This window comes from Cupriavidus sp. CPT47-8839-RL05A (assembly GCF_058792255.1).
Genome location: NZ_JBYTEG010000021.1, coordinates 105,833 through 132,325, shown reverse-complemented (window position 1 = coordinate 132,325; position 26,493 = coordinate 105,833). Strand labels below are relative to the sequence as shown.

Annotated in this window: 19 protein-coding genes and 1 other RNA gene; 6 read left to right on the top strand and 14 right to left on the bottom strand. The window is 68.7% G+C overall.

The annotated features are described in order from the left end of the window. Positions 1 to 130: 130 nt before the first annotated feature. From AC3WVS_RS24185 to AC3WVS_RS24135, 11 genes are all read right to left on the bottom strand, one after another. Positions 131 to 922 (bottom strand): ABC transporter permease, encoded by a 792-nt coding sequence (locus AC3WVS_RS24185; protein WP_492320630.1) that lies wholly within the window; start codon positions 920 to 922, stop codon positions 131 to 133. A gap of 30 nt (positions 923 to 952) precedes the next feature. Next, entirely contained in the window at positions 953 to 1,765 is an 813-nt protein-coding gene (locus tag AC3WVS_RS24180; RefSeq protein ID WP_010814251.1) for an ABC transporter ATP-binding protein, read from the bottom strand. 133 nt (positions 1,766 to 1,898) lie between these two features. Beyond that, positions 1,899 to 2,942, bottom strand: coding sequence for an ABC transporter substrate-binding protein (locus AC3WVS_RS24175; RefSeq protein WP_010814252.1), 1,044 nt, complete (start codon positions 2,940 to 2,942; stop codon positions 1,899 to 1,901). Between the two features lie 180 nt (positions 2,943 to 3,122). Then, positions 3,123 to 4,139 carry a Bug family tripartite tricarboxylate transporter substrate binding protein gene (locus AC3WVS_RS24170; protein WP_492320629.1) on the bottom strand — a complete coding sequence of 339 codons (1,017 nt, stop codon included), beginning with the start codon at positions 4,137 to 4,139 and terminating at the stop codon, positions 3,123 to 3,125. 48 nt (positions 4,140 to 4,187) lie between these two features. Next, positions 4,188 to 5,156 (bottom strand): hydroxymethylglutaryl-CoA lyase, encoded by a 969-nt coding sequence (locus AC3WVS_RS24165; protein WP_492320628.1) that lies wholly within the window; start codon positions 5,154 to 5,156, stop codon positions 4,188 to 4,190. Next, positions 5,153 to 6,349 (bottom strand): CaiB/BaiF CoA transferase family protein, encoded by a 1,197-nt coding sequence (locus tag AC3WVS_RS24160; RefSeq protein WP_492320627.1) that lies wholly within the window; start codon positions 6,347 to 6,349, stop codon positions 5,153 to 5,155. Before AC3WVS_RS24160 ends, AC3WVS_RS24165 begins: the two co-directional genes overlap by 4 nt. Positions 6,350 to 6,526: 177 nt before the next feature. After that, positions 6,527 to 7,432 (bottom strand): LysR family transcriptional regulator, encoded by a 906-nt coding sequence (locus AC3WVS_RS24155; protein ID WP_010814256.1) that lies wholly within the window; start codon positions 7,430 to 7,432, stop codon positions 6,527 to 6,529. A gap of 76 nt (positions 7,433 to 7,508) precedes the next feature. Continuing rightward, the gene (recR, locus tag AC3WVS_RS24150; protein WP_010814257.1) at positions 7,509 to 8,123 is read right to left on the bottom strand and encodes a recombination mediator RecR; all 615 of its coding nucleotides are present in this window, start codon (positions 8,121 to 8,123) and stop codon (positions 7,509 to 7,511) included. Between the two features lie 8 nt (positions 8,124 to 8,131). Beyond that, positions 8,132 to 8,464, bottom strand: a complete 333-nt coding sequence (locus tag AC3WVS_RS24145) for a YbaB/EbfC family nucleoid-associated protein (protein ID WP_492320626.1) — start codon at positions 8,462 to 8,464, stop codon at positions 8,132 to 8,134. 69 nt (positions 8,465 to 8,533) lie between these two features. Beyond that, complete coding sequence (locus AC3WVS_RS24140; protein ID WP_492320625.1) at positions 8,534 to 10,831, bottom strand: DNA polymerase III subunit gamma/tau; 2,298 nt, start codon at positions 10,829 to 10,831, stop codon at positions 8,534 to 8,536. 120 nt (positions 10,832 to 10,951) lie between these two features. Continuing rightward, positions 10,952 to 13,435, bottom strand: coding sequence for an adenosylcobalamin-dependent ribonucleoside-diphosphate reductase (locus tag AC3WVS_RS24135; RefSeq protein WP_492320624.1), 2,484 nt, complete (start codon positions 13,433 to 13,435; stop codon positions 10,952 to 10,954). 167 nt (positions 13,436 to 13,602) lie between these two features. Between AC3WVS_RS24135 and ffs the strand changes: the two genes are divergently transcribed. Continuing rightward, positions 13,603 to 13,701: signal recognition particle sRNA small type (gene ffs, locus AC3WVS_RS24130), an RNA gene on the top strand. Positions 13,702 to 13,861: 160 nt separating this feature from the next. On the opposite strand, the gene AC3WVS_RS24125 is transcribed toward ffs, so the two are convergent. The 3 genes from AC3WVS_RS24125 to AC3WVS_RS24115 form a co-directional block, all read right to left on the bottom strand. Next, a complete protein-coding gene (locus AC3WVS_RS24125; RefSeq protein WP_492320623.1) occupies positions 13,862 to 17,470 on the bottom strand; it encodes a UvrD-helicase domain-containing protein in 3,609 nt (1,202 codons plus the stop codon). Next, positions 17,467 to 20,334 (bottom strand): PD-(D/E)XK nuclease family protein, encoded by a 2,868-nt coding sequence (locus AC3WVS_RS24120; RefSeq protein WP_492320622.1) that lies wholly within the window; start codon positions 20,332 to 20,334, stop codon positions 17,467 to 17,469. Before AC3WVS_RS24120 ends, AC3WVS_RS24125 begins: the two co-directional genes overlap by 4 nt. A gap of 138 nt (positions 20,335 to 20,472) precedes the next feature. Then, the gene (locus AC3WVS_RS24115; protein WP_010814264.1) at positions 20,473 to 20,751 is read right to left on the bottom strand and encodes a hypothetical protein; all 279 of its coding nucleotides are present in this window, start codon (positions 20,749 to 20,751) and stop codon (positions 20,473 to 20,475) included. Positions 20,752 to 21,194: 443 nt separating this feature from the next. Between AC3WVS_RS24115 and trxA the strand changes: the two genes are divergently transcribed. The 5 genes from trxA (at position 21,195) to AC3WVS_RS24090 (ending at position 26,437) form a co-directional block, all read left to right on the top strand. Next, on the top strand, positions 21,195 to 21,521 hold the full coding sequence (trxA, locus tag AC3WVS_RS24110) for a thioredoxin TrxA (RefSeq protein WP_010814265.1): 327 nt from the start codon (positions 21,195 to 21,197) through the stop codon (positions 21,519 to 21,521). Between the two features lie 179 nt (positions 21,522 to 21,700). Continuing rightward, a complete protein-coding gene (rho, locus tag AC3WVS_RS24105) occupies positions 21,701 to 22,963 on the top strand; it encodes a transcription termination factor Rho (protein ID WP_010814266.1) in 1,263 nt (420 codons plus the stop codon). 126 nt (positions 22,964 to 23,089) lie between these two features. Beyond that, positions 23,090 to 23,941 (top strand): M90 family metallopeptidase, encoded by an 852-nt coding sequence (locus tag AC3WVS_RS24100; protein WP_492320621.1) that lies wholly within the window; start codon positions 23,090 to 23,092, stop codon positions 23,939 to 23,941. 201 nt (positions 23,942 to 24,142) lie between these two features. Continuing rightward, positions 24,143 to 24,403 carry a type B 50S ribosomal protein L31 gene (locus AC3WVS_RS24095; RefSeq protein WP_010814268.1) on the top strand — a complete coding sequence of 87 codons (261 nt, stop codon included), beginning with the start codon at positions 24,143 to 24,145 and terminating at the stop codon, positions 24,401 to 24,403. A gap of 246 nt (positions 24,404 to 24,649) precedes the next feature. Beyond that, positions 24,650 to 26,437: an ArnT family glycosyltransferase gene (locus tag AC3WVS_RS24090; protein WP_011615638.1), complete on the top strand. Its 1,788-nt coding sequence runs from the start codon at positions 24,650 to 24,652 to the stop codon at positions 26,435 to 26,437. Positions 26,438 to 26,493: the final 56 nt, after the last annotated feature.

Sequence of the window (26,493 nt, the reverse complement as noted above, 5' to 3'; positions counted from 1 at the left end):
GACTGAGCCCCGTACAGTACAGGGCTCAGTTCGGTTCCACCTAGCTTTGACTCTCCAACTTTACGGGGTCAGTTCACAAGCGGGAGAGGGAGCAAACCGCCGGCCAGCAGCGCTTGCCGGCAGGTTTGCATCAAAGCTTCTCCGTCTCCCCGCTCTGCGGCTGCCACTTCATCAGCCGCTTCTCACCCATGCCAACCATCCAGTCCAGCACCAGCGCAAACGCCGTCAGCACCACGATGCCGGCAAACACGGTATTGATGTCGAAGGTGCCTTCGGCCTGCAGGATCAGGTAGCCAACGCCGCGCGCCGAGCCCAGGTATTCGCCCACCACCGCGCCCACGAAGGCCAGGCCCACCGAGGTATGCAGCGACGAGAACACCCAGCTGGTGGCGCTGGGCAGGTAGACATGGCGCAGCAGCTGCTTCTGGTTGGCGCCCAGCATGCGCGCGTTGGCCAGCACCACCGGGCTCACTTCCTTGACGCCCTGGTAGACGTTGAAGAAGACGATGAAGAACACCAGCGTCACCGCCAGCGCCACCTTCGACCAGATGCCCAGGCCGAACCAGACCGCGAAGATCGGCGCCAGGATCACGCGCGGCATCGAGTTCATGGCCTTGACGTAGGGGTCGAGGATGGCCGAGGTCATCGGGCTCAGCGCCAGCCACAGGCCCACGCCCAGCCCCGCCACCGTGCCGATGCCGAAGGCCAGCACGGTTTCGATCAGCGTCACGCCCAGGTGCAGGTAGATATCGCGCTCGACGATAAACCAGCTCCAGATGCGCTGCGCCACCATCAGCGGTTCGCCGAAGAAAAAGGCAACCTGCTGCGAGCGCGTGGCCATATGCCACACGCCGAGGATCACCACCAGGACGAGCAGCTGCCAGACGCGCAGCATGCCCTTGGAATCAGTACGGAATGCCATCGGGATTCAGGTCTTGTTAGGTTGGAGGGCTCAGGCCACCTTGCGCTGCTGGGCGTAGCCCTTGAGCACTTCCTCGCGCAGCACGTCCCAGATCGCGGCGTGCAGTTCGACAAAACGCGGATGGTTGCGGATCTCGGCCACGTCGCGCGGGCGCGGCAGGTCGATCTCGAACTCGCCGATCGGGTGCGTGCCGGGGCCGGCCGACAGCACCACGACACGGTCGCTCATGGCAATGGCCTCGTCCAGGTCGTGGGTGATGAAGAGCACGGCCTTGCGCTTGGCGGCCCACAGCTCCAGCACCTCGTTCTCCATCAGCTGGCGGGTCTGGATATCCAGCGCCGAGAACGGTTCGTCCATCAGGATGATGTCCGGGTCCAGCACCAGCGTCTGCGCCAGCGCGACACGCTTGCGCATGCCCCCCGAGAGCTGGTGCGGATAGCGGTCGCCAAAGCCGCCCAGGCCCACGCGGCGCAGCCATTCCTCGCCCTGCTGCACGGCCTCGGCGCGCGCCACGCCGCGGAACTCCAGGCCGGCGACGACGTTGTCCAGGGCGCTGCGCCAGGGCATCAGCGCCTCGGTCTGGAACATATAGCCGGCGCGGCGGTTGATGCCGCGCAGGGGCTCGCCGAACACGCGAATCTCGCCGCTGGAGGGTTCCAGCAGGCCGGCGCCGACGTTGAGCAGCGTGGACTTGCCGCAACCGGTGGGGCCGACCACGGAGACGAATTCGCCGGGCTGGATCGACAGCGTGACGTCCTGGACCGCGGTATAGCGCTGGCTGCGGTCATCGCGCGAGACAAAGGTGCAGGTAACCTTGTCGAGGGAAAGTGCGGGAGTGCTCATGATGAACCGTCTCGGTCCCGCCGTGGCGGCGCCGGGGGGCGCGGCGCGGGCGGGTGATGATGGATTGGCCGTCAAGGTTTCAAAGCAAAGGCCCGCTGCGGGCAGCGGGCCGATGGCATCGACGGCGAGGGTCTTACTTGTACTTGGCGTTGGCCTTCTGCACGAAGGCGTTGGTGTAGGTCTCTTCCAGCTTGACCGGCTTGCCCTTGAGCTCGGCGTCGAACTGGCTCAGCGCATTGAACGCGGTGCGCGGGCCGTCGGCCGGCATGGTGCCGTCCGGCGAGATCGCTTCCTTGACCTTTTCCCACGCGGCCAGGTACAGCGCGCGGTCACCCAGCAGGTAGCTTTCCGGCACGGTCTTGACGATGTCCGACGGGCCCGCCTTCTGCAGCCACTTGAGCGCGCGCACCATGGCATTGGTCAGCGCCTGCGTAGTGTTGGGGTTCTGCTGGATAAACGCCTGCGACGCATACAGGCAACCCGACGGCATATTGCCGCCGAACACGGCCTGGGTGTCCTTGAGCGTGCGGGTGTCGGAGGCGATGCGCACTTCGTTCTTCTGCGTCAGCATCGAGATCACCGGGTCCAGGTTGGCCATCGCATCGATCTGGCCCGAGCGCATCGCGGCCACCGCGCCGGCGCTGGCGCCCACGCCGATGAACGACACGTCCGAAGGCTTCAGCCCGGACTTGGCCAGCACGAAGTTGGCCATCATGTTGGTCGACGAGCCCGGCGCGGTCACGCCGATCTTCTTGCCCTTCAGGTCGGCGATCGACTTGAAGTTGGGCATGGTCTTGTTCGACACCACCAGCACGATCTGCGGGGCGCGGCCCTGCAGCACGAATTCCTGGTAGCGCTGGCCCTTGGCCTGCAGGTTGATGGTGTGCTCGTAGGCGCCCGAGACCACGTCGGCGCTGCCGCCCACCACGGCCTGCAGCGCCTTGGCACCGCCGGCGAAGTCGACGATCTCGACGTCCAGCCCTTCTTCCTTGAAGTAGCCGAGGCGCTCGGCAATGGTCAGCGGCAGGTAATAGAACAGGTTCTTGCCGCCCACCGCGATGGTGACCTTGGTCTTCTCGGGCTTGCCCTGTGCCTGCGCCTGGCCGAAGGTGAACCAGCCGGCCAGGAACAGCGCCAGCGCGATCAGGAATTGCTTCCAGAATTTCTTGTTATACATGCGAGATCTCCTACCCGTGTGGACTGGCGCTGCGGCGACATGCGCTCGAAGGGGGCGCGCCGCGGCGCGGCAAATTGCGATGCTACCGGACGGTGCGATGCACCGCATCGGTATCAACACCTAGCAAACCCGCCAGCATAACGCCCTTACCTTTCGATCACCTTGCCGCAGCCCGCGCCATCATTCCGCGTGGATGTCGGCGGACTTGATCACCTTGCCCCAGCGCGCCAGTTCCGCCTTCTGGTACTGCCCCAGCTGCTGCGGGCTCATGTACTTGGCCTCGGCGCCCAGGTCCTCGGCCTTCTTGCGGAAGGCTTCGGTGCGCATGATCTTGTCGATTTCGCCAGTCAGCTTGTCGATCACCGGCTTGGGCGTGCCGGCCGGTGCGTACATCGCAAACCATGACGACACGTCCAGGTCGGGGTAGCCGGCCTCGGGCGCCGACGGCACGTCCTTCAGGCTGGGCAGGCGGGTCTTGCTGGTCACCACCAGCGGGCGCAGCTTGCCGGCGGCGATATGGGCCATCAGCGGCGGCGGCGTGGTGATGGTCAGGTCCACCGAGCCGCCCAGCAGGTCGGTCATGGCCGGGCCGGTGCCCTTGTAGGGCACGTGCGTGATCTTCGTGCCGGCCATCTGGTTCAGCAGCTCGGTCGATACGTGCTGCAGCGAGCCGTTGCCCGACGAGGCGTAGTTGAGCTTGTCCGGATTGGCCTTGGCGTACGCCACCAGCTCCTTCAGCGACTTGACCGGCAGGCTCGGGCGCACCACCAGCACCTGCGGCGCCGACAGGATGTTGGCCACCGGCGCAAAGTCCTTGACCGGGTCCCACGACAGGTTCTTGACCAGCAGCGGCGTGATCACGTGGAAGCCCGAGTACTGCAGCATCAGCGTGTAGCCGTCCGGCTTGGCCCGCGCCACCAGTTGCGCGGCGATGCTGCCGTTGCCGCCGGGACGGTTGTCCACCACCACCGGCTGGCCGAGCGCCTTGGACAGCGGTTCCGCAATCATGCGCGCCGCGATGTCGGTGGTGCCACCAGCCGCGGCCGATACCACCAGCGTCACCGGCCGGGCGGGATAGGTACCATCCTGCGCCAGGGCGACGGGCGCGAACCATGCCGCACCGAGTGCCGCCAGCGTGGCGGCTACGGCCTTGCGCCGTGCGGGCATGGCTGACTTGCGTTGAAGGGCTTGCTTCATGAGGGTCTCCGTTATCTGTTGGATGTGTTGTTCTTGTCTGGATGCCGGCTATGCCTGCCCGGCGAAATGCTCCGCCATCCAGGCCGGCGGCTGGTGCGTGCGCAGGCGCGGGCCGGCGCTCAGCAGCTGGCTGTGGAGGTCGCGCCCGACCAGCGCCGGCATGCCGGCCACCACGTCGAGCAGCGCGCCCAGGTCGACGCCGGTCTCGACGCCCATGCAGTCGAACATGTGGACCAGGTCTTCGGTGCTGACGTTGCCGCTGGCACCGGGGGCGTACGGGCAGCCGCCCAGGCCGCCGGCGGCCGCGTCGAAGCGCGTCACGCCGGTCTGCCAGGCAGCCAGGGCATTGGCCACGCCCATGCCGCGGGTGTTGTGCAGGTGGATGGTCAGGCCGGTATCGGGCAGTGAGGCCTGGAAGGCCTCGCACAGCGCCGCGACCTGGTTCGGGTAGGCCATGCCGGTGGTGTCGCACAGCGTGATGCCGTCCGCGCCGGCCTCGGCGAAGCGGGTGGCCAGTGCCATCACCGCGGCGCTGTCGACCTCGCCCTCGAAGGGACAGCCGAACACGGTCGACAGCGAAATGTTGACCGGCACTCCGGCTTCGCGCGCCGCCTCGATCATCGCCAGCAATTGCGCTTGCGACTGCTCGCGCGTCATGCGCAGGTTGGCGCGGTTGTGGGTCTCGCTGGCCGACATCACCAGGTTGACCTCATCCGGCCGGCACGACAGCGCGCGCTCCAGCCCGCGCAGGTTGGGCACCAGCGCGGTGTAGCGCACGCCCGGGTGGCGCTGCATGCGGTGCATCAGCGCCTCGGCGTCGGCCAGCGCCGGGATGGCGCGGGCCGAGGTGAAAGAGGTGGCTTCGATGCGGGCAAAGCCGCAGGCCGACAGCGCGTCGAGGAAGGCGACCTTGGCGTCGGTCGGCACCACCACCGGCTCGATCTGCAGGCCGTCGCGCGGCGCGACTTCATTGATCTCGACGCGTGCCGGGCCGCGCAGGTTGGCGGCGGCGCTCATGCGATCACCTTGCGCGCGCGCAGGTCGGCGATGGCGGCGTCATCGAAGCCTGCCTGCTTCAGCACTGCATCGGTATGCTCGCCCAGCGTCGGCGCGCGGTCATGGATTTCCCCCGGGCTGGCCGACAGCTTGGGCACTACGCCCGGCACTTCCACCGTGAGCCCGCCGGCCGACGTCACCGACTCGATCACGCCGCGGGCGCGGTAGTGCGGGTCTTCGGCAATGTCCTTGACGGTATAGATGCGGCCAGACGGCACCTGCGCGTCGCGCAGCACCGCCAGCGCCGAGTCCACCGTCTGCGTGCGGGTCCAGTCCGCAATGGCGGCATCGATTTCGTCGACGCGCTTCACGCGGCCATCGTTCTGTGCCAGCGACGGATCGTCGGCCAGGTCGGGCCGGCCGATGGCCAGCATCATGCGCTTGAAGATGGCGTCGCCATTGGCCGCCACCAGCACGTATTCGCCGCTGGCGCAGGGATAGGCATTGGACGGCGCGATCCCCGGCAGCGCGCCGCCGGCGGGCTGGCGCACCGCACCGAAGGCCGAGTATTCCGGCAGCAGGCTTTCGCTCAGGTTGAACAGCGACTCGTACAGCGCCACGTCGATGACCTGGCCTTCGCCGCCGCGCGCGTCGCGCTGGTACAGCGCCAGCAGCACGCCCATGGCGCCGTGCAGGCCGGCGATGGTGTCGCCCAGCGACAGGCCGGCGCGCACCGGCGCGCGGCCGGGCTCGCCGGTCAGGTGGCGCAGGCCGGCCATGGCTTCGGCCACGGCGGCAAAGCCGGGCTCATCCTTCTTCGGGCCGGTCTGGCCGTAGCCCGACACGCGCAGCATGATCAGGCGCGGGTTGTCGGCATGCAGCACGTCCCAGCCCAGGCCCCACTTCTCCATGGTGCCGGGGCGGAAGTTCTCGATCAGCACGTCGGCCTCGGCGGCCAGCTTGCGCACCAGCGCCTGGCCTTCCGGCTGGCGCAGGTCGATGCAGATCGACTCCTTGTTGCGCGACTGAGCCTCCCACCAGACCGAGGTGCCTTCATGCAGCATGCGCCATTTGCGCAGCGGGTCGCCCTGCCCCGGCGGCTCCACCTTGATGATGTGGGCGCCAAAGTCGGCCAGGGTCTTGGCGGCAAAGGGGCCGGCGATGAGTTGTCCGAGTTCGAGGACGCGAATGCCCTCGAGGATCTGTTGCGCCATGGGTGTCTCCGTGCGATGCGGTATTTTGTTGCAGTGCGGCAAGCCCAATGACTGGCTTGTCATACATTGCGTTCGAACGGAGTGTGCCCCAGCACGGGGCCCGCCAGGAATCCGCAATCGGAGAAGCGGTCTTTCTCGGAACGCGAAAGGCTGCGAAGGCGCCTCAGCGCGGGCGCGTCAGAACGGCGCCCGGTCCCCGCACAGGTGGGTGATCAGCAGACGGGCCGAGACCGTCAGCCCGGCCGGGTCGCGCAGCCCGATCAGCAGCGAGCGGCGCGCCCAGGCGTCCTGCAGCGACACCAGCGACAGCCCCATCGACTTGACGTGCGGCTCGGCAGCGATGCGCGGCAGCACGCCCACGCCCAGGCCGGCCATCACCATGCGGCACATGGCATCGAAGCTGCGCACCTGGATGCGCAGCCGGAACGGCCGGTCGAGCCGGCTGCTCTCCTCGAGCAGGCGCGCGGCCAGCGAGGTTTCCTGCGGCAGGCTGACGAAGTCGAACTCCAGCGTATCGGCATAGTGCACCGGGCCGCGCGCGGCCAGCGGATGGTTGGGCGGCGTGATGATGACCAGCTCGTCCTGCCGGTACTCGATCGTCATCAGCCCGGCCGCGGGGGTGCGGTCGGCAAAGATGCCGACGTCGGCGCGGTTCTCGACCAGCGCGGCGACGATATCGCGGCTGTTCTGCTCTTCCAGCTCGATGCGGATGGTGGGATGACGCTGCATGAACGACGCCAGGTCGTCAGGCAGGAACTGCGTGATCGCCGAGGTGTTGGCGCACACCCGCACCTGCCCGCGCACGCCCGAGGCGTAGTCCGACATCACGCCGGCCATGCGTTCGACGTCCTGCAGGATGGTCAGCGCATGGTGGAAGCAGGCCTGGCCGGCCTCGGTCAGCTGCACGCCGGCGGCATGGCGGAAGAACAGCGGCGCGCCGACCGCGGTTTCCAGGTCGGAGATGCGCTTGCTGGCGGCGGCCACGGCCAGGTGCGACTGGCGCGCGCCGGCCGAGATGCTGCCCTGCCGGGCCACGGCGACGAACAAGCCAAGCGTGACGAGATCGAAGCGGGCCAGGTTCATGGGAGAGGCAGGCAGCTGAAGAAGGCGGAAGAACGCGGTGACCGGCGCGCGGGCAACCGGACCCGCGCGATCGTGCTCAGAGGTTGCGGCGGTCCATCACCGCACGCGCGATGGTGCCGGCATCGACGTACTCCAGCTCGCCGCCCACCGGCACGCCGCGCGCCAGGCGCGACACCTTGAGGCCGCGTGCCTTGAGCATTTCGCCGATGTAGTGCGCGGTGGCCTCGCCTTCGCTGGTGAAGTTGGTGGCGACGATGACCTCGCCGACCGGGCCGCCCAGCTCGGGCTCGGTGGCGCGCGCGAGCAGCCGGTCAAGATGGATCTCGCGCGGGCCGATGCCGTCCAGCGGCGAGAGCCGGCCCATCAGCACGAAGTACTTGCCGCGGTAGGTCAGGGTCTGCTCGATCATGACCTGGTCGGCCGGGGTTTCCACCACGCACAGCACCGAGGCGTCGCGGCGGTCGTCCAGGCAGGTCTCGCAGATTTCCTGCTCGGTGAAGGTATTGCAGCGCTGGCAATGGCGGATATGGTCCGCCGCGCCGCGCAGTGCATCGCCCAGCTTGCGCGCGCCCTCGCGGTCGTGCTGCAGCAGGTGGTAGGCCATGCGCTGGGCGGACTTGGGCCCGACGCCGGGCAGCACCCGCAGCGCTTCGACCAGTGCCTGCAGCGAGGTCGGGGACGATGCCTTCACAGTGGCGTTCAGAACGGCAGCTTGAAGCCCGGGGGCAGCGGCAGGCCCGAGGTCATCGAGCCCATTTTTTCCTGCGAGGTGACTTCGGCCTTGCGCACGGCGTCATTGAAGGCCGCGGCGACCAGGTCTTCCAGCAGGTCCTTGTCTTCGCCCTCGGCCAGCAGGCTGGGGTCGATGGTGACGCGCTTGACGTCGTTCTTGCAGGTCATGACCACCTTGACGAGACCGGCGCCGGACTGGCCCTCGACCTCGATCTGGGCCAGCTGCTCCTGCATCTTCTTCATGTTTTCCTGCATCTGCTGGGCTTGCTTCATCAGCCCGGCGAGTTGACCTTTCATCATGATGGAATGCTCCTGGATTCGGTAAGAAATTCGGTGAAGTGATTCGGTAAAGCAAACGCAGGCCGCGGATCAGGCGGCGCGCGGCTGGATCGAGCCCGGCACGATCTGGCCACCAAAATCGCGCAGCAGGCCCTGGACAAAGGGATCGGCCTCGATCACGGCCTCGGCCTGGCGCTGGCGCTCGGCACGCGCCTCGGCATCGGCGGCCGCCGCGGTGATGGAAACCCCGCCCACCTCGCAGACCACGCGCACCGGCTCGCCGAAGTGGTCGCACAGCGCCTGCTGCAGCCGCTCGGACACGCCGTTCTCGCCCAGGGCCGCGACCGGGATGCGCAGGTGGAAGGTACGTCCGACCACCTGGGTCAGTTCGCTCTGGTAGGCCAGCTGCTGGGCCAGGCCCTTCAAGGGCAGGCCGGCGGCCAGCACCGGCCATGCGCCGGTGAAGGCCGGCGGGGTGCCATCCTCGCCCGCTGCTGGCGGGCGCGGAGCGACGAACTTGGCGGATTCTGCCGGCGCCGCGGCTGGCTGCACCGGAGCGGCCTCGCGCGCCGGCTCGGCCTCGCGCGCGGGCGCCCGGCGCGGCCCGGCGGCACGCGCTGCCGGTTCGTTGAAACCGTTGTCGCGGTAGCCAGGATCGCTGTCATAGGGGCCGATGGCCGGCAGGTCGGGCGGCAGCTCTTCCCACGGCGGCACGTCGCTGCCACCCGCCAGCTCCCAGGGCGGCACGGATTCCGGCTCCGCCTGGCGCGCGGCGGGCGGCGCGGCGGGCCGTGCCGGCGCTGCCGGCGACTGCATGGGCGCCTTCGCAACCGGTGCCGGCGGCCGGCTCACGGCTGCCGCGCCGGGCGCGCGCAAGGGTTGGGCCGGCGGGCGCTGCGCGGCAGCCGGCGCTGGCGCCATGGCCGGCGGCGGCGCCTTGCGGCCGCCACCACGGGCAGCGGAAGCCTGGCGGGCGGCCGCCAGCGCGGCGGCGGCGGGCGACATGGCCCCGTTGCCGGCGCCAGCGGCCGGCCGTGCCGGCGCAGCTTCAGGGGATGCAGGGACAGCGGCAGGTGCGGCAGCGGGTTCGGCCACTACCGCGGGCTGGACCGCCCGTGCGGGCATAGGGGCAGGGACCGGGGCCGCCGCAGCACCGGCCTTGGCAGCCTGTTCGGCGGCATTGGCCACAGCCGTCGCATGGCGGGTATCAACGGTTTGCGCGGCTTCGGCACCACGCTGGCGCGCAGGCGCGGCACCACCGCCCTGCCCTTGCGTCGTAGTGGGTTCAGACGACGGCCGGAACGCCAGCATGCGCAGCAGCGTCATGGTGAAGCCGGCGTACTCGTCCGGCGCGAGCGCCAGCTCGCTGCGGCCGAGGTTGGCGATCTGGTAGAACAGCTGCACTTCCTGCGCGTCGAACACGCCGGCCAGGCGCCGCACCTCATCGGCTTCGGGCCATTCGTCCTGCACCGAGGCCGGCACGGCCTGCGCCAGAGCCACCTTGTGCAGCAGCGAGCCCAGGTCCTGCAGCGCGCCGGCAAACGACAGGCTGCGGTCGGCCATGGCATCGGCAATCGCCAGCATGGCGGCGCCGTCTTCGGCGGCCAGCGCATCGAGCAGCTGCACCAGGTAGCCCTGGTCGATCGCGCCCAGCATGCCGCGCACCGCGTCTTCCGAGACCTGGCCCGCGCTGTAGGCGATGGCCTGGTCGGTCAGCGACAGCGCATCGCGCATCGAGCCGTGCGCGGCCTGCGCCAGCAGCCGCAGCGCATTGCCGTCGTGGCCGATGCCTTCCTGCGCCAGGATATGGTCCAGGTGCGAGACGATATGCCCCGGCGGCATCTGCTTGAGGTTGAACTGCAGGCAGCGCGACAGCACCGTGACCGGGATCTTCTGCGGATCGGTGGTGGCGAGGATGAACTTGACGTGCCCGGGCGGCTCTTCCAGCGTCTTCAACATGGCGTTGAAGGCGTGGTTGGTGAGCATGTGCACTTCGTCGATCATGTAGACCTTGAAGCGCCCGGAGGTCGGGGCGTAGACCGCCTTGTCCAGCAGCTGCGCCATCTCGTCGACGCCGCGGTTGGACGCGGCGTCCATCTCGATGTAGTCGACGAAGCGGCCGCTGTCGATCTCCTGGCAGGCCTTGCACTGCCCGCACGGCTGGGCGGTGATGCCGCCGTTGCCGTCAGGGCCGGTGCAGTTCAGGGCCTTGGCCAGGATCCGCGACAGCGTGGTCTTGCCGACCCCGCGCGTGCCGGTGAACAGGTAGGCATGGTGCAGCCGCTGCTGTTCCAGCGCGTGCGTGAGCGCGCGGACCACGTGCTCCTGGCCGACCAGCGTGGTGAAATCCCTGGGGCGCCATTTGCGCGCTAGAACTTGATAACTCATGGCGGCGATTGTAGCAAAATGCGGCCCCCCTCCGGCCGCCGCCGCCCCGACCTCGCGGTCTTTATTCGCCACGCGCCGCGCGGGCTGGCTCCGGTGGCCGCAACCCGCCCGCGGCGGGGCTCAGCCGCACTCGCCCACGTAGCCGCAATTGGCGCATTTGGCGCATCCGTCGACCTTGTGCAGGGCGTGCGCGCCACACTCCGGGCACGGCTTGCCGGTGCCGACACCGGGGGTGCCGGGGGCTCGGACCGGGCTGGCGAGATCCGCCCCGGCATCCGGCGCCTGCCCCCCGCCCTCGCGCTGGGCCAGCCTGGCCGCCAGCGCGGCTACCGGCACCTGGCCGCCGTCGGCATCCAGGAAGCCGCGCTTGATCAGGATGCGCTGCAGCGCGTAGCTTAGCGCGGCCACTTCGGAGTCATGGAAGCGCGGCACCTCGGTACCGTCCTGGCGCACCAGCGTGCCGTAGCGCACCGTGCCCTTGTCCCACACCACGTTGCGCATGTCCGCCAGTGCCTTGGCCACCGAGCCGCCCGAGCGCGCCACCATCGACAACAGCCGCATGGTCGAGGTAATCCACTGCTGGCCCTCGCTGCGCTGCCCCGCCGGCATGAAGAACTCCACCGGGCGCTCGATCTCCACCGGCTTGCCGCCGGCAACGCCGGCGACGCGCATGAAGTTGACGGTCAGGTAGACGGTCTTGTGGCCCTCGTACGTCAGGTATTCGACCTTGGACGTCACGCCCTCCAGGTCGCCCACCGGCCGGCTGCCGAAGGGGCGCACCAGCGGATTGTCGTCGGCCATGGCAGCGGGTGCCGCCGCCGGCGCCTCTACTGACAGCACGGCCCCCAGCACCGAATTGGGACGATAGGTCGCCAGCCCCTTCAGGCCGGCCTTCCACGCCTCCAGGTACAGGTTGCGGAAGGCTTCATACGGATAATCCTCCGGCACGTTGACGGTCTTGCTGATGCTGGTGTCGATATACGGCTGCACCGCTTCCAGCATCCGCATATGATCCAGCGCCGACATCTGCAGCGCGGTGACGAAGGCATCCGGCAACTGGGCCATGTCGGCCCCCATGTGACGGTAAAGCCGCCAGGCATGGTCCGCCACTTCGAAGCTGCGGTAGCTGTTGTCCGGCATCCGCTTCTTGCGGTTGTAGGTCCACGAGAAAGCCGGCTCGATGCCGTTGGAGGCATTGTCGGCAAAGGCCAGCGTGATGGTGCCGGTGGGTGCGATCGACAGCAGGTGCGAATTGCGCAGCCCGTTGCGCGCAATGGCATCGCGCAAGCGTTCAGGCAGCCGGCCGGCAAACCCGCTCTGCAGGTAGGCGTTGGCATCGAACAGGGGGAAGGCACCCTTCTCCACCGCCAGTTCGGTCGACGCCAGGTAGGCATCATCGCGCATGCGCTCCGAGATCCGCGCCGCCAGCTGCCGCGCCGGCTCTGTGTCATAGCGCAGGCCCAGCATCACCAGCGCGCTGCCCAGCCCCAGGAAGCCCAGCCCGACGCGGCGCTTGGCGTGGGCCTCGGCCTGTTGTTCGGGCAACGGCCAGAAGGTCACGTCGAGCACGTTGTCGAGCATGCGCGTGGCCACACGCACCACTTCGGCAAAGGCATCGAAATCGAATTCGGCCTGCGGCGAGAACGGCTGGCGCACGAAGCGCGTCAGATTGATCGAGCCCAGGCAGCAGCAGCCATAGGATGGCAGCGGCTGCTCGGCGCACGGGTTGGTGGCCTCGATGCGCTCGCAGTAATAAAGGTTGTTGTCGGCATTGATCTGCGACAGGAACAGGATGCCCGGCTCGGCATGGTCGTAGGTGGCCTGCATGACCTGGTCCCACAGGTTGCGCGCCGGCACGCGCCGGTACACCCACTGGCCGTCGTCGCGGCGATAAGCTCCTGCGGCGATCATATCGGCGCCCGGCTCGGCCTCATGCACCAGTTCGACCTCGCCGTCTGCCTGCACGGCCTGCATGAAGGCGTCAGTGACGCCGATGGAGATATTGAAGTTGCTGAGGTCGCCCTTGTCCTTGGCGTGGATAAAGCTCTCGATATCGGGATGGTCGCAGCGCAGCACGCCCATCTGCGCGCCGCGGCGGGCGCCGGCGGATTCCACGGTGGCGCACGATGCGTCAAACACTTTCATGAACGACACCGGCCCCGAGGCGCGCGAATGCGTGGCCCGCACCAGCGCGCCGGCCGGTCGGATCGCCGAGAAGTCATAGCCCACGCCGCCGCCGCGGCGCATGGTTTCGGCGGCCTGCGCCACCGCCGTATAGATGCTGGGGCGGCCCTCGCGCGGCTCCGACACCGAATCGCCCACCGGCTGCACGAAGCAGTTGATCAGCGTGGCCTGGATGCCGGTGCCCGCCGCCGAGTTGATGCGTCCGGCCGGCACGAAGCCGTTTTCCTGCGCCCACAGGAAGCGCGCGCTCCAGGCCTCGCGCTGGTCCTCGGGTTCGGCCTGCGCCAGCGCGCGCGCCACGCGTTGCCTGACATCGGCAATGCTGCGCTCTTCGCCCTTGGCGTACTTCTCGATCAGGACTTCGGAGGAGATTTCCTGCGGCGCCAGGGCGCCGCGAATGATCTGGTCGTTTGCGTTCATGTATTGGCTCACCACGGTCTGGGTCGGTGAATGGTCGGGCCGCCGCGGCCCGCGTTACCTGCGCCAGATCAAGCCGACGCATTTGCCGCGGGCAATGACCCACCACTGCAAAGGGCATTCAACGCAATTTCTCCGCGGTATCGCGGTCTGGGGTACAATGCCGCTCGGACGGGCCTCCTCGCATGGTGGCGCGGTCAACCTGGTCAGGTCGGGAACGAAGCAGCCACAGCCGTTTTCCGCCAGTGCCGAGGGTCAGGCTCGTCCACCTCACACCCCCTCCTGCCGTACCCCTCTCGCTGTATCCGCACGCACGAGTCGTTCGCAGCGCAGTCCCTGTCACTTTAGTACAGCCGGGCCGCGAGCGCGCGCGCTGCACACCCCATTTTGCGCCGATTCTGGCACCCTGTCCGGGTGCCACGCCAGCCGTCAGAACAGCGAGCCCTGCTGCGGCATCGGCGGCGCCAGACGCTCGGCGGGAATCCATTCTCCGTCCGCAGTGGCCACGCCGGCCTCGATACGCTTGCCCGGGAACATCGGCGCAAGCGCAGCCGCATAGCGGCCCAGCTGCGCGCGGTAGGCGGCATGCTCCTGCGGCAGGAGCCGCAGCTTGTAGTCGACGATCACCACGCGGTCGTCGAATTCCACCAGCCGGTCGATGCGCAGCAGCCGGCCGCGCGCGTCATAGAGTTCGACTTCATTGCGCGCGCTGCGGGCGTCCCCCGCCCCCAGCAACGGCGCCAGCGCCGGTGCGCGCAGCATCGCCGCCACCGCCTCCAGCGCTTGCGCCACCTGTTGCCGCCACGCCTGCCGTGCCGCCCCGGTGTGCGCGCCCGTCAGCGGGAACCAGCGCAATGCGGTGTCGATCCCCGGCACGCCGGCAAAGGCTTCGGGATAGCGCGTCAGGCGCTCCAGCAAAGCATGCACCAGCTCGCCGTGGCGGGCGGCCGCGGCGTTGAAGACGATGCCGTCGGACTCGTCTTCGGCTTCGGCCTCGCCCTCTTCTTCAAGCGCGGTCCCCTGCCGCGCATCCACTGCATCGCGATAGCGCAGCCGGAAGTCGGTAAAGCGCACCGGCTCGCTCAGGCGCGCGGGCATCGGGGCCTGGTCCTGCGCATCGGCCAGCTCGCCCGGATAGGCCGGCACCATCTCGCCGACGCCCGCGGCCTGCAGCCGCACATACCAGCTGCCGGCGATCTCGGCATTGCCCTCGCCCGAACCGCTGCGGCTGGCCCGGCCCTTGACCCCGCTGACCAGCAGGCCCTGCTGCGCGCGCGTCATGGCCACGTACAGCAGGTTCCAGTTCTCGCGCTCGCCCAGCGCCGCCTCTGACTCGAACAACGGCGCCCGCGCCAGCCCGCGCTCGCTGCGCTTGCCGTAGGCCGAGAAATGCCGAGGCACCGGCGACGACGGCGGCCAGTCGACCAGGATGCCGCCCCGGTCCGCGGCCGGCTCGCTGTGATTGGCATCGAGCAGCACCACGAACGGCGCCTCCAGGCCCTTGGCTGCATGCACGGTCAGGATATGGACCGCGTCGAGGCCGGCAAACGCCGGATCGTCCTCGGCCGGCTCCACGTCTTCGGCGCTCTCGCCCATGCCGCCTTCATCGGGGCTTTCGCCCTCGTCGCCGCGGCGGATTTCCTGCAGCTCGTCGATAAATTTCGGCAGGCTCGGATAGCGCCCGCCGTCGAGGTCCAGCGACAGCTTCAGGAAGGCATCGAGGTTGGCCAGCACCTGTTCGCGGATATCCGGCGGCGCGGCCTCGGCATAACGGCGCCGCACTTCGCCGCCGTGGAAGATCTGGTCGATCAGGTCATGCACCGGCCGGTGCGGCGCGACGCGCAGCCACTGGCGCAAGCGCTGCACGCCTTCGCGCAGCGCATCGGATACGTGTTCGGGCAGGCCGCCTGACTCGATGCGTGCCCACCAGCCGCCCTCGCATTCGATCCGGGCCAGCGCCAGCAGGTCGTCGTCAGTCGCGCCCACCAGCGGGCTCTTCAGCACGTGCGCGAGATCCAGGTCCGATTCCGGCGTCATCAGGAACGCCAGCAACGCCGACAGGTCCAGCGCCTCGAGCGTGGCCAGCAGGCCGCCGCGGCGCGGGCTCAGGCACGGAATGCCGGCCTCGCGCAGCGCGCGCTCATAGTCAGCCAGATGGGTCTTGCGGCGCACCAGCAGATGCATGTCGCTCCAGCGCGCGGGGCGCTGTTCGCCGCCCTCATGGACCGGCACGGTGTCGCGCACCAGGCGCAGCCACGCGGCCACGCGCCGGCCCTCTTCCAGCCGCAGCGAATCGCCGGCCTGCCGGCGTGGCTGCAGCAGCGTGTCGCGATGGGCGGAGGCGGCTTCGGCGCCCTTGTCCTCTGCACCATCGTCAACGGCGTCTTCGGCCTTGTCCTCGGGCTCCACCAGCGGCAGCAGCCAGACCGGCCCGTTGCCTCCGGCCAGTGCCGTGGTCTGGGTCGCGTACAGCGGATAGCGGCCCTCGGCGCGCGCGCTGTCGAACACGGCGTTGACCCAGTCCAGCACTTCGGCACGGTTGCGCCGGGTTCGGTTGGTGCGCAGCACGGTGGCGCCGAACGCATCGCGCAGCATCTCGCCGGCCGCGCCGAACAGCCGTGCATCGGCGCGCCGGAAACGGTAGATCGACTGCTTGGGATCGCCCACCAGGAACACCGTCGGCCGCTCGCCCAGGCCCGCATAGCCGGCCAGCCAGCCCTGCAGGATGCGCCACTGCAGCGGGTTGGTGTCCTGGAACTCGTCGAGCAGCAGATGGCGGTAACGCGCGTCGAGCCGCACCTGCAGGTAGGTGGCGGTCTCTTCGTCCGACATCAGGCGCGCGGCCTGCCATTCCAGGTCGGCGAAGTCCATCGCGCGCTGCTCGTCCTTGTGCCGCTGGTAGCGCGTCAGCAAGGCATCGCCGATGCAGAACAGCGCGCGGTTGATCGCCAGCACCGCGGCTTCGCAACAACGCGCGCTGATGTCGTCAAGCATGGCGCAGATCGAGGCATGCTCGTCCAGCAACGCATCGACCATGCCTTCGCCGCCGGCGGCCTTGACCAGCGCCGCGGTGCGCCGCAGCGAACGCGGGCCGCCGGTGGTGGTGAAGAACGCGGCGCGCAACTGCGCGAACGCCCGTTCGGCGGGCTTGCCGGGCACCGCGCCCGCTTCGCGCCACGCGGTGATCGCCATCAGCGCATCGGTGATGCGGCCGGCGTGGGTCTGCTCGGTCTTGCCGGCCGCGCCCAGGCGCAGCGCCAGCGACTCGCAGGCATCGCGCCAGCCTTCGTCGGCCAGCGCCTGCAGCAGCACGTCGCCCCGGGCGTCTTCGCCCAGGCAGTCGGACAGCGCCTGCAGCGGGTCGCCGCCCTCCTGCATCGCCCACCATTCGCTGCGGGCATGGAACATCGCGTCCAGCAGCGCGCGTGCCTGGAAGTCGCCCACGGTATCGACCAGCGTTTCCCACGCGGCGCGCAAGTCGGTGTATTGCTCCGTGGCCAGCGCGCGCCAGACCGGGGCCCAGGCTTCGCGTTTCATGCGTAGCGCATCTTCGCGCAGCGCCGCGCCCGGCACGATGCCCGAGGCCAGCGGCGCGCCGCGCAGCAGCGTGCCGAACCAGCCGTGGAAGGTATCGATGGCCATGCGCCCGGGCGCGGCCAGCACCTGCGCATGCAGGCGCCGCGCACGCGGCAGCGTCTCGCGCGCGGCGTCGGGCGTCAGGCCGCGCTGCACCAGAGCGGCGATCACGTCGTCGTCGCTGTCGCGCGACAGCTGTGCCAGCACCTCCAGCAGGCGGTCGCGCATTTCTTCGGCGGCCTTGCGCGTGAAGGTGATGGCCAGGATCTCGTGCGGCGCGGCGCCGGCCAGCAGCAAGCGCACCAGCCGCGCCACCAGCAGCCAGGTCTTGCCGCTGCCGGCACAGGCCTCAACCACCACCGAGCGCGCGGGATCGCAGGCGGCGCGCGTGAACTCGGTCTCGGAAACGGGTTCGCCGTCGCGCTGGTAAGGCTGGACGTGGTGCGGATCGTGGGGCGTCATGATGTCAGCGCCGGCACGGCGGTGGATTCCCAGAAGCCCTTGCGGCACAGGCCGCGGGCGGTGCAATACAGGCAGGCGGAGGCATCGCCGAAGGCCGGCAGCCTGGCGCCCTGGCGCAGGCGCATGACGTCGTCGCGCATCTGCCGTTCCAGCCAGATGACGGCGGCTTCAAAATCGGGCAGGCCGACTTCGCGCTGCGCCGCCGCTGCGCCCTCGCGCGCGCCTTCGAGCGATACCCAGCTGCCGGCTGCCGCATCGGCGCGCAGCAGGCCGTAGAACGGCAGCTGGCAGTCTTCCTCGACCTCGGCCAGCTTGCGCTTGAGGCGGGTGGCGCTCTGCGTCTTGTAGTCGAGCACGGCATGCGCCCCGCCCGGGCCCTGGTCAAGCCGGTCGATGCGCCCGGTCAGGCGCAGCGGCTGGCCGTCGGGCATCGGCAGGTCGATGCCGGCGTCGAGCTCGCCGCCGCGCCAGAACCAGCCCTCGGCCTCGCGCGCGGATTGCCAGGCGACATACGACGGCATCACCTCGCGCCAGCGCCGGTAGTAGGCAATGGCATTGCCGTCCTCGGCCATCAGCGCGCCGAACACGTCTTCGGAAATCTCGGCCAGGCGGGCCAGGCGCTGGTCGTCCGCCAGCGTCTCGCCACGCTCACGGCGCGCCTGCAGGTCCTTGTGGTAGCGCAGCAGCACGTGGTGCAGGTGTTCGCCGATCTCGCGTTTCTCCAGCTCGTCGCTGACTGTCTCCAGCCCGGCCAGGCCCAGCATGCGGCCGGCGAAGAACTGGTAGGGGCAGCGGCGCAGCATGTTGTAGGCCTGCGCGCTCCAGCGCACCGGCACCAGCGCGGGCTCCGCCGCCGGCGCCGGCATGCCCTGCGGATCGGCAAAGGTCTCGTGCGCCTGTGCTGCGGCGGCGGCTTCGATGCTGACGCCCGCGCGCGCGCAGCACGCCGCCAGGCGCTCGATCCAGCCCGACACATGATGCGGCTCGCCGCGGCTGCCGTAGCGTTGCCAGGTCAGCACCACGTCGTCGTTGTTCAGCAGCACCTCGGCCAAGTCGCGCGCCTGTTGGGCAAAGCGGGCCTCGCGGTCTTCCAGGTCCAGCTCGCGCCGCATCTGGTTGGAAAAGAACATCAGCTCGGCGGCGCTGGACGGCAGTTGCGCGTCATCGCAGCCGACGATCACCACGCCCTCGAAGCGGCGCATGCGCGCGCCGTTCAGGGGCAGGATGGTGATGCGCGCCGGGCCGCTGGCCGAGGGCTCCTTGTAGGCGACCGATTCCAGCAGCGCCGACAGCATCGCGCGGAACTCGCCCTGCGACAGCGTGGCATGGCCGCCAGTCTCGTCCAGCGGCAACTCCTGCAGCCGCGCCAGCGCATCGAGCAGCTGGCTGCCGGCATCGTCCGCGGCCAGCGCCGCGCGCATGCCGAGGCCGTCGAGCATGCCGTCGAGCCGTTCCAGCCAGGTTGCCAGCGGATGCTGCGCGAGCCCGCGCGGCCAGCGCGCCGCCTCGTCGGCGAGCACGGCGACGAGCGCGTGCGCGGCGCGGCGCGGCGCTTCGGCGGCATCCTCGTCTTCCGCGGCAGCTTGCTGCGCGGCAGTCGGTGCGCTCCCGAACAGCTGGCGCAGGCGCGCCCAGCCGCCGGTAATGCCTTCGCGCCGCACCTGGCGCTCAAGCAGCGCGATGGCCGCGCCGCGCCCGGCAACCTCCGGCAGGCAGAACGGGCTCTTGAGCAGGTCCAGCAGCGCGGCGGTGTCGCCGTCGCGCACCAGCAGGTCGAACCAGCGCATCAGCGCGGCGGCCGCGCGCGTGGTGGAAAGCTTCCAGCCGGTCTCGTCGCGCACCGGTGCCCCGGCGCGCGCCAGCAAGGCGCGGGCGCGCCGCGCCACCACGCGGTCGTGCGCGACCAGCGCCACCTGGCGGCGGCCTTCATTGAGCCACTGCACCAGTTGCGCGGCTGCCGCGGCGGCTTCGTCCTCGAAGCGCGCGCTGCCGATCACGCGGATCGACGAACGCTGCGGCGGCAGCGCAGGCATGGCCGGCGCGGGGGCGACGGCTTCGGCATCGTCGGCGATCCTTGCTTCCGGCCACAGCGCCAGCAGCGTCTGGTACCAGTCGGCATCGCTCTCGCCCTGCCCGGTCCAGTCATAGCCGACCTGCAGCACCGGCACCAGCTCGGCGGCATCGCGCAGGAACGCGGCTTCAAGCGGCGTGGGCGGGGTCGGGGCAATCCAGATCACCGGGCCGCGCAGCTGCTGCGACAGATCGCGCAAGGCGCGGCGCCGCGCCGGCAGCGGATCGTCCGGACCGGACAGCGCCTGCCAGAATGCCAGCACGATGCGCGCCTCTTCGCCGAGGAAGCGCTCGGACAGATGCGAATAGGTCCGTTCCAGCGCGCCCTGCAGCAGGCCGGCGCGATCGTCGCCGTCGATCTCGTCATCGTCGCGGATGGCGGCGTCTTCGAGCCAGCGCGCGTTGAGCTCGTCGCAGATCGACAGCAGCGTCTGCGACAGGCCCCAGGCGGCGGTCTCGTTCTGGGCGCCGAAGGCGCGGCGCAGCCAGTCCTGCCCGCGCACCGCCTGCTGCACGGCCAGCAGGCGTGCGGCCGGGCTGCGCACCGGGGCGCCCTCGGGCGGCAGGTCGAGCAGCCAGTGGCCCAGCGTCAGCACGCGCGGCAGCAGCCGCGGGCTGCCTGCCGCGCGCGCGGCGGCGTCCAGTGCCTGGCGCACGCCCGGGATCTGCGCCGCGGTGGGCACGACCACGTGCGCGCCCGCCTCCGGCGCGCCGCAGCGGTCGAGGAAATACCAGGCAGCGGTGGCGGCCTGGTCGAGGAAATCAGGGCCAGGGCGGAAACGTAGCGACGTCATGGGCGCGTGGGGCGCAGCCCGGAATGGCTGCGCGAACTGCGTCGGTCGGCGAAAGCGTCAGGATGCAACGGAAACAATACGGGCGCCGCCGGCCTGGGCGGCTGGCGGCAAGTGTGATGCAGGGGCAGGCGGAACGGCTCAGTCCGAACCGCCTTCCAGCCGGGCGCGGATCTCGCGCGCGGTCTCGAGCAGGCCCTCATAGCCGGAGCGCGCATGCTCGGGCAGGTCCGGGTCGCCCACCAGGGTACCGAGGGTCTCGATGATGCTGTAGACCAGGCCGCGTGCGGCACCGCTGGCGATGCTGTTGGTCTCCACGGCGCTGCTGATATGGTCCAGCGCATCGCTCAGGTGGTCCACGTCCGGCGCCTGGCCGGGCTCGGGCTCGGGCTGCGAAGGCTTGCGGGGATCGGTGTTCATGTCGATGACCTAGTCAGTGGCGCAGGATGCAAGATTGGTCCGCTGGCGCCGCCCGCGAACCGCTTTCTATTCTACGCGCACGCCACACGCAATCGGCACCGCGCGGCGCGCACAAGTGCATTCTATGACACACCCTCCCGCACGCCGCAAGCGATTACCCGAATCTCTCGGCGCCATAGAAAATAAGCATTTCAATGAATCCCCCGCTTGCAGCAGAATCATTTCCGTGCCGGCGCGCTTTCGAGTGTTTGCCAGGCCGGTCTTGAAAATCGGCAAACTGGTAACATATCGGCAGCACCGGGCGCGGCAGCGGCCCCCACAGCCTGTTTGCGGGCTGCGGAGGCAGCCCGACGGGTCCGCGCAATCTCGTGTAAGGTAACGGTTCGGCCCTCCGAAGTCTCCAGCCTTCAACATAAACAGAGCGAAACCAGAGGTTTTCCGCCATGAGCGAACAAATCAAGTATGTGAGCGACGCCTCCTTCGATGCTGACGTCCTCCAGTCCGACAAACCCGTCCTGCTCGACTTCTGGGCGGAATGGTGCGGCCCCTGCAAGATGATCGCGCCGATCCTGGACGAAGTCGCCAAGGACTACGGCGACAAGCTGCAGATCGCCAAGATCAACGTCGATGAAAACCAGCAGGTGCCGGCCAAGTTCGGCATCCGCGGCATCCCGACGCTGATCCTGTTCAAGAACGGCGCAGTCGCGGCCCAGAAGGTCGGCGCGCTGTCCAAGTCGCAACTGACCGCCTTCCTCGACGGCAACCTGTAAGCTGCGCGCCGGGACCTGACCCACGGTCCCGGTTTTGTCACGATCCGACGTGCGTGCGCCACATCCTGGCGCGCCGGTCGGATTGTGCTAAGATGCCACCAACAACTCCCCGAGCGTTCGCTCATTTCCCCCCTTCCCTTTAGGTCTCGCCCGTCCGGGCCCATCTGTACCCCTCGTCTATGCACCTGACAGAACTCAAATCGCTTCACGTGTCTGCGCTTCTCGAAATGGCGGCTACGCTCGAGATCGACAACGCACAACGGATGCGCAAACAGGAACTGATGTTTGCGATCCTGAAGAAGCGCGCCAAGATGGGCGAAACCATCTTTGGAGACGGCACGCTGGAGGTGCTGCCCGACGGCTTCGGCTTCCTGCGCTCGCCCGAAACCTCGTATCTGGCCAGCACGGACGACATCTACATCAGTCCGTCCCAGATCCGCCGCTTCAACCTGCACACCGGCGATTCGATCGAGGGTGAAGTGCGTACGCCCAAGGACGGCGAACGCTACTTTGCACTGGTCAAGGTGGACAAGGTCAACGGGCAGCCGCCCGAAGCGGTCAAGAACCGCATCATGTTCGAGAACCTGACGCCGCTGCACCCGAACCGGCCGCTCACGCTCGAACGCGATATCAAGGCTGAAGAGAACATCACCGGCCGCATCATCGACATGATCGCGCCGATCGGCCGCGGCCAGCGTGCGCTGCTGGTGGCATCGCCCAAGTCCGGCAAGACCGTGATGCTGCAGCACATCGCCCACGCGATTGCCAACAACCATCCGGAAGCGGACCTGTTCGTGCTGCTGATCGACGAACGCCCGGAAGAAGTGACCGAGATGATGCGATCGGTGCGCGGCGAAGTGGTTGCGTCGACCTTCGACGAACCGGCCATCCGCCACGTCCAGGTTGCCGAAATGGTGATCGAGAAGGCCAAGCGCCTGGTCGAACTGAAGCGCGACGTGGTGATCCTGCTGGACTCGATCACCCGCCTGGCGCGGGCCTACAACACCGTGGTGCCGGCCTCGGGCAAGGTGCTGACCGGTGGCGTGGACGCCAACGCGCTGCAGCGCCCGAAGCGCTTCTTCGGTGCCGCGCGCAACCTGGAAGAAGGCGGTTCGCTGACCATCATCGCCACCGCGCTGATCGAAACCGGCAGCCGCATGGACGACGTGATCTATGAAGAGTTCAAGGGCACCGGCAACATGGAAGTGCACCTGGAACGCCGCCTGGCCGAGAAGCGCGTCTACCCGTCGATCAACCTGAACAAGTCGGGCACGCGCCGCGAAGAGCTGCTGATCAAGCCGGAAATCCTGCAGAAGATCTGGATCCTGCGCAAGTTCATCTCCGACATGGATGAAGTGCAGGCGATGGAATTCATCATGGACAAGATGAAGGCCACGAAGAACAACGCCGAGTTTTTCGATATGATGCGCAGAGGCGGCTGAGCCCTCGCTGCAGCGTCAACGCAGCATCGCCGCAAGGCGGACAGGAAGGCGTGCCACGGCACGCCTTTTTTTGTTGCCCGACCTTTTTTGTTGCCGGACCATTTCACAGCGCACCGCGCTACGCCCATGCTCGGCAAACTGACCTCATTCCTGCGCACCCGCTCGCGGGCCCGCAAGCTGGAGCACTACGCCATCCCCGATGCGCTGTGGGCGCGCACGGTCGCCACGCTGCCGTTCGTGCAACGCTACGGCAGCGAAGACCTCGCGGCGCTGCGCGAGCTGGCCACGCTGTTCATCGCTGACAAGGAATACTCCACCGCGCACGACCTGCCGCTGGCCGACGACATGGTGGCCAGCGTTGCCGTGCAGGCCTGCGTGCCGATCCTGAAGCTGGGGCTGCCTTGGTACCGGGGCTGGCACGGCATCGTGCTCTACCCGGGCGAGTTCATCATCCGCCGGACCGTGCAGGACGAGATCGGCCTGGTGCACGGCGTGGTCGAGGAAGCCAGCGGCGAGGCCTGGGAGCACGGGCCGGTGATCCTGTCCTGGCCCGACGTGCACACCCCCGGGGCCGGCATCGACAGCGACCACGAACTGCCGGCCGATACCTACAACGTGGTCATCCACGAGTTCGCCCACAAGCTGGACATGCTCGACGGCGAGCCCGACGGCGTGCCGCCCTTCTCGCGCGTGCTGCACCCGGACATCGACGCGGAAGCCTGGGCCGAGACCTTCCTGACCGAGTACGACCGCTTTGCCGAGGCCTGGGAGGCACGCGACGAGGCCGACTGGGAGCACCCGGAGCGGCTGCCGCCGGCACTGCGCATCATCGACCCATACGGGACCGAGGCGCCGAGCGAGTTCTTTGCCGTGACGTCAGAGGCATTTTTTGTCGAGCCGACCGGGCTGGCGCGGCACTGGCCGCTTGTATACCAGTCGCTGGCCGTCTTCTATCGCCAGGACCCGGCCTCCATGTGATGCTTTTGCCATATTCCTGCGCAACACTTTCTGTGCCGCGCGTGGCGCTGCCTCTTCCCCAAGTATTTGTTTTTCTGCCATAATCCCGGTTTGCCCGTTACCGGCAAGTGGTTCGTTCGTCGCCGCGCCATGCACGCTCTCGCCCTCGGCGGAGAACAGCGGATTGCAACGGACTGGCTACCCAACCAGAAAGGACTCATCATGAAAGAAGGCATTCACCCGAATTACCGCGAAGTCGTGTTCCAGGACATGTCCAGCGACTTCAGCTTCATCACCCGCTCGACCATCCAGACCAAGGACAAGATCGTGAAGGACGGCAAGGAATACCCGCTGGCCAAGATCGAAGTCTCGTCGGAATCGCACCCGTTCTACACCGGCACCCAGAAGATCATGGACACGGCCGGCCGCGTGGAAAAGTTCCGCCAGAAGTTCGGCAACAAGCTGGGCAAGGCTGCGAAGTAAATCGCTTTCAGCGAACCCCGCTTCGCAAGGCCTGCGGACAGATGCTCCGGGGCCTGTGCGAAACAGCAAAGAGGCAGCATCGGCTGCCTCTTTGCTTTTATGCCGGACCACGACCGGTACCGCCGCATTCATTGGATTTACCCCACACCCCGTGAGGCTTCCACGCCATGCCACGGCCCGCGCGGCCGCCGCATGCGCGATACTGTGGCCTTCGCGCCATTGCGCCACGGCCCGACCTGAGCATCGATGCGTCAAGCCAATACCTCCCCCGTCCAGTTGACCGCTGCCGCGACCGGCGCCCTGCCGCGCGCGCTGCTGCTGGCGATCTGCATCATCTATGGCCTGGTCGGCCTGTTCGGCCGCGACCCGTGGAAGAACGAGGACGCCGCCGGCTTTGGCGTGATGTGGCAGCTGGCCACCGGCAACCTGCACGACTGGCTGATGCCGAATATCGTCGGCCGCCCGTACAGCGAGGACGGCCCGCTGGTGTTCTGGATCGGCGCGCTGATGATCCGCGGCTTCGGCAGCTGGCTGGGCGCGGCCGACGCCGCGCGGCTGGCCACGGCGCTGTTCTTCTTCGCGACCTGCGCCTGCATCTGGTACACCACCTACCTGCTGGGCCGGCGCGACGAGGTCCAGCCATTTGCCTACGCCTTCGGCGGCCAGCCCAACGCGCGCGATTACGGCCGCACGCTGGCCGACGGCGCGCTGCTGATCTTCCTGGCCTGCGTGGGCCTGGCCATGCGCGGGCACGAGACCACGCCGCAGGTCGGCCAGGTCGCCTTTATCGCACTGGCCCTGTACGGCATGGTGCGCAGCCTCGACAAGCCCATCCAGGGCAGCCTGGTCTATGGTGCCGCGCTGGGCGGGCTGGCGCTGGCCAGCGGGCCCCTGCTGCCGCTGGCGCTGCTGGGAGGCAGCGCAGTCTGCGCACTGGTGTGCAAGCCGCTGCCGTGGCGGCGCCTGGCCGCCATCGGCATTCCGCTGGCGCTGCTGATGGTGTCGGCGTGGCTGGCGGCCGCCTACTTCGGCGCGGCCGACCGCGACGAGGCGGTGACCTTCATCCGCGAATGGTCGCGCTATGACCGCCGCAGCTACGGCTCGCCCAATGTGGCGACCTTCGGCTTCAACGTGCGCAACCTGTTCCTGTACACGTGGCCGGTCTGGCCGATCGCGGGCTGGGCCTGGATCGCATGGACCGGCATGCGCCGCGCCCCCCATGTGGCGGCGCCGCTGGCGCTGCTGCTGCCGGTGCTGGTGCTGCTGTTCCTGCAGCGCAGTGCCGGCGACGTGCAGTTCATCCTGCTGCTGCCGCCGATGGCCGTGCTGGCCGCATTCGCGCTGCCCACGCTGGCGCGCGGCGTGATCAACGCGATCGACTGGTTCGCGCTGCTGTTCTTCACCATCTTCGGCGGCACGGTCTGGTTCATGTGGATCGCCAAGACCACCGGCTGGCCGCCGCGCATCGCACGCAACGTCTTCCGCCAGCTGCCCGGCTACCAGCATGAGTTCACCATCGCCGCGGTGGTGTTCGCGCTGGCGGCCACGGTCGCGTGGGTGCTGATCGTGCGCTGGCGGCTGTCGCGCGCGCCCAAGCAGATCTGGCGCCCGGTGGTGATTTCCGCCGCCGGCACCACCCTGATGTGGGTCATGGCCATGACGCTGTGGCTGCCCTCGATCAACTACGGCAAGACCTACCGCGACGTGGCCCAGGCTGCGGCGATGGCGCTGCCGCCTGCCTACCAGTGCGTCCAGCCGATCCGCATGGGCGATGCGCAGCTGGCGTCGTTTGCCTATTTCGGCCATATCCGCTTTGGCGGCCCCAACGACGGCTGCGACGTGCTGCTGCGCCATGACGCGGTCGACTATGGCGAGCCGGGCAATATCTCGCATTTCGAGTGGCGGCTGATCTGGGAAGGCCGCCGCCCCGCGGACCGCGACGAGCGCTTCCGCATGTACCGGCTGGTCGATACCGCGCGCGCCGTCCATCCGCGCCCCGACCTGCCGCGGCGCCGCCTGCCGCGCCAGCCCTGAGCCCTTTCCGGCGTCACTACCACCGCAGCGCCTGTCGCGCCATCGAACCATTCCGG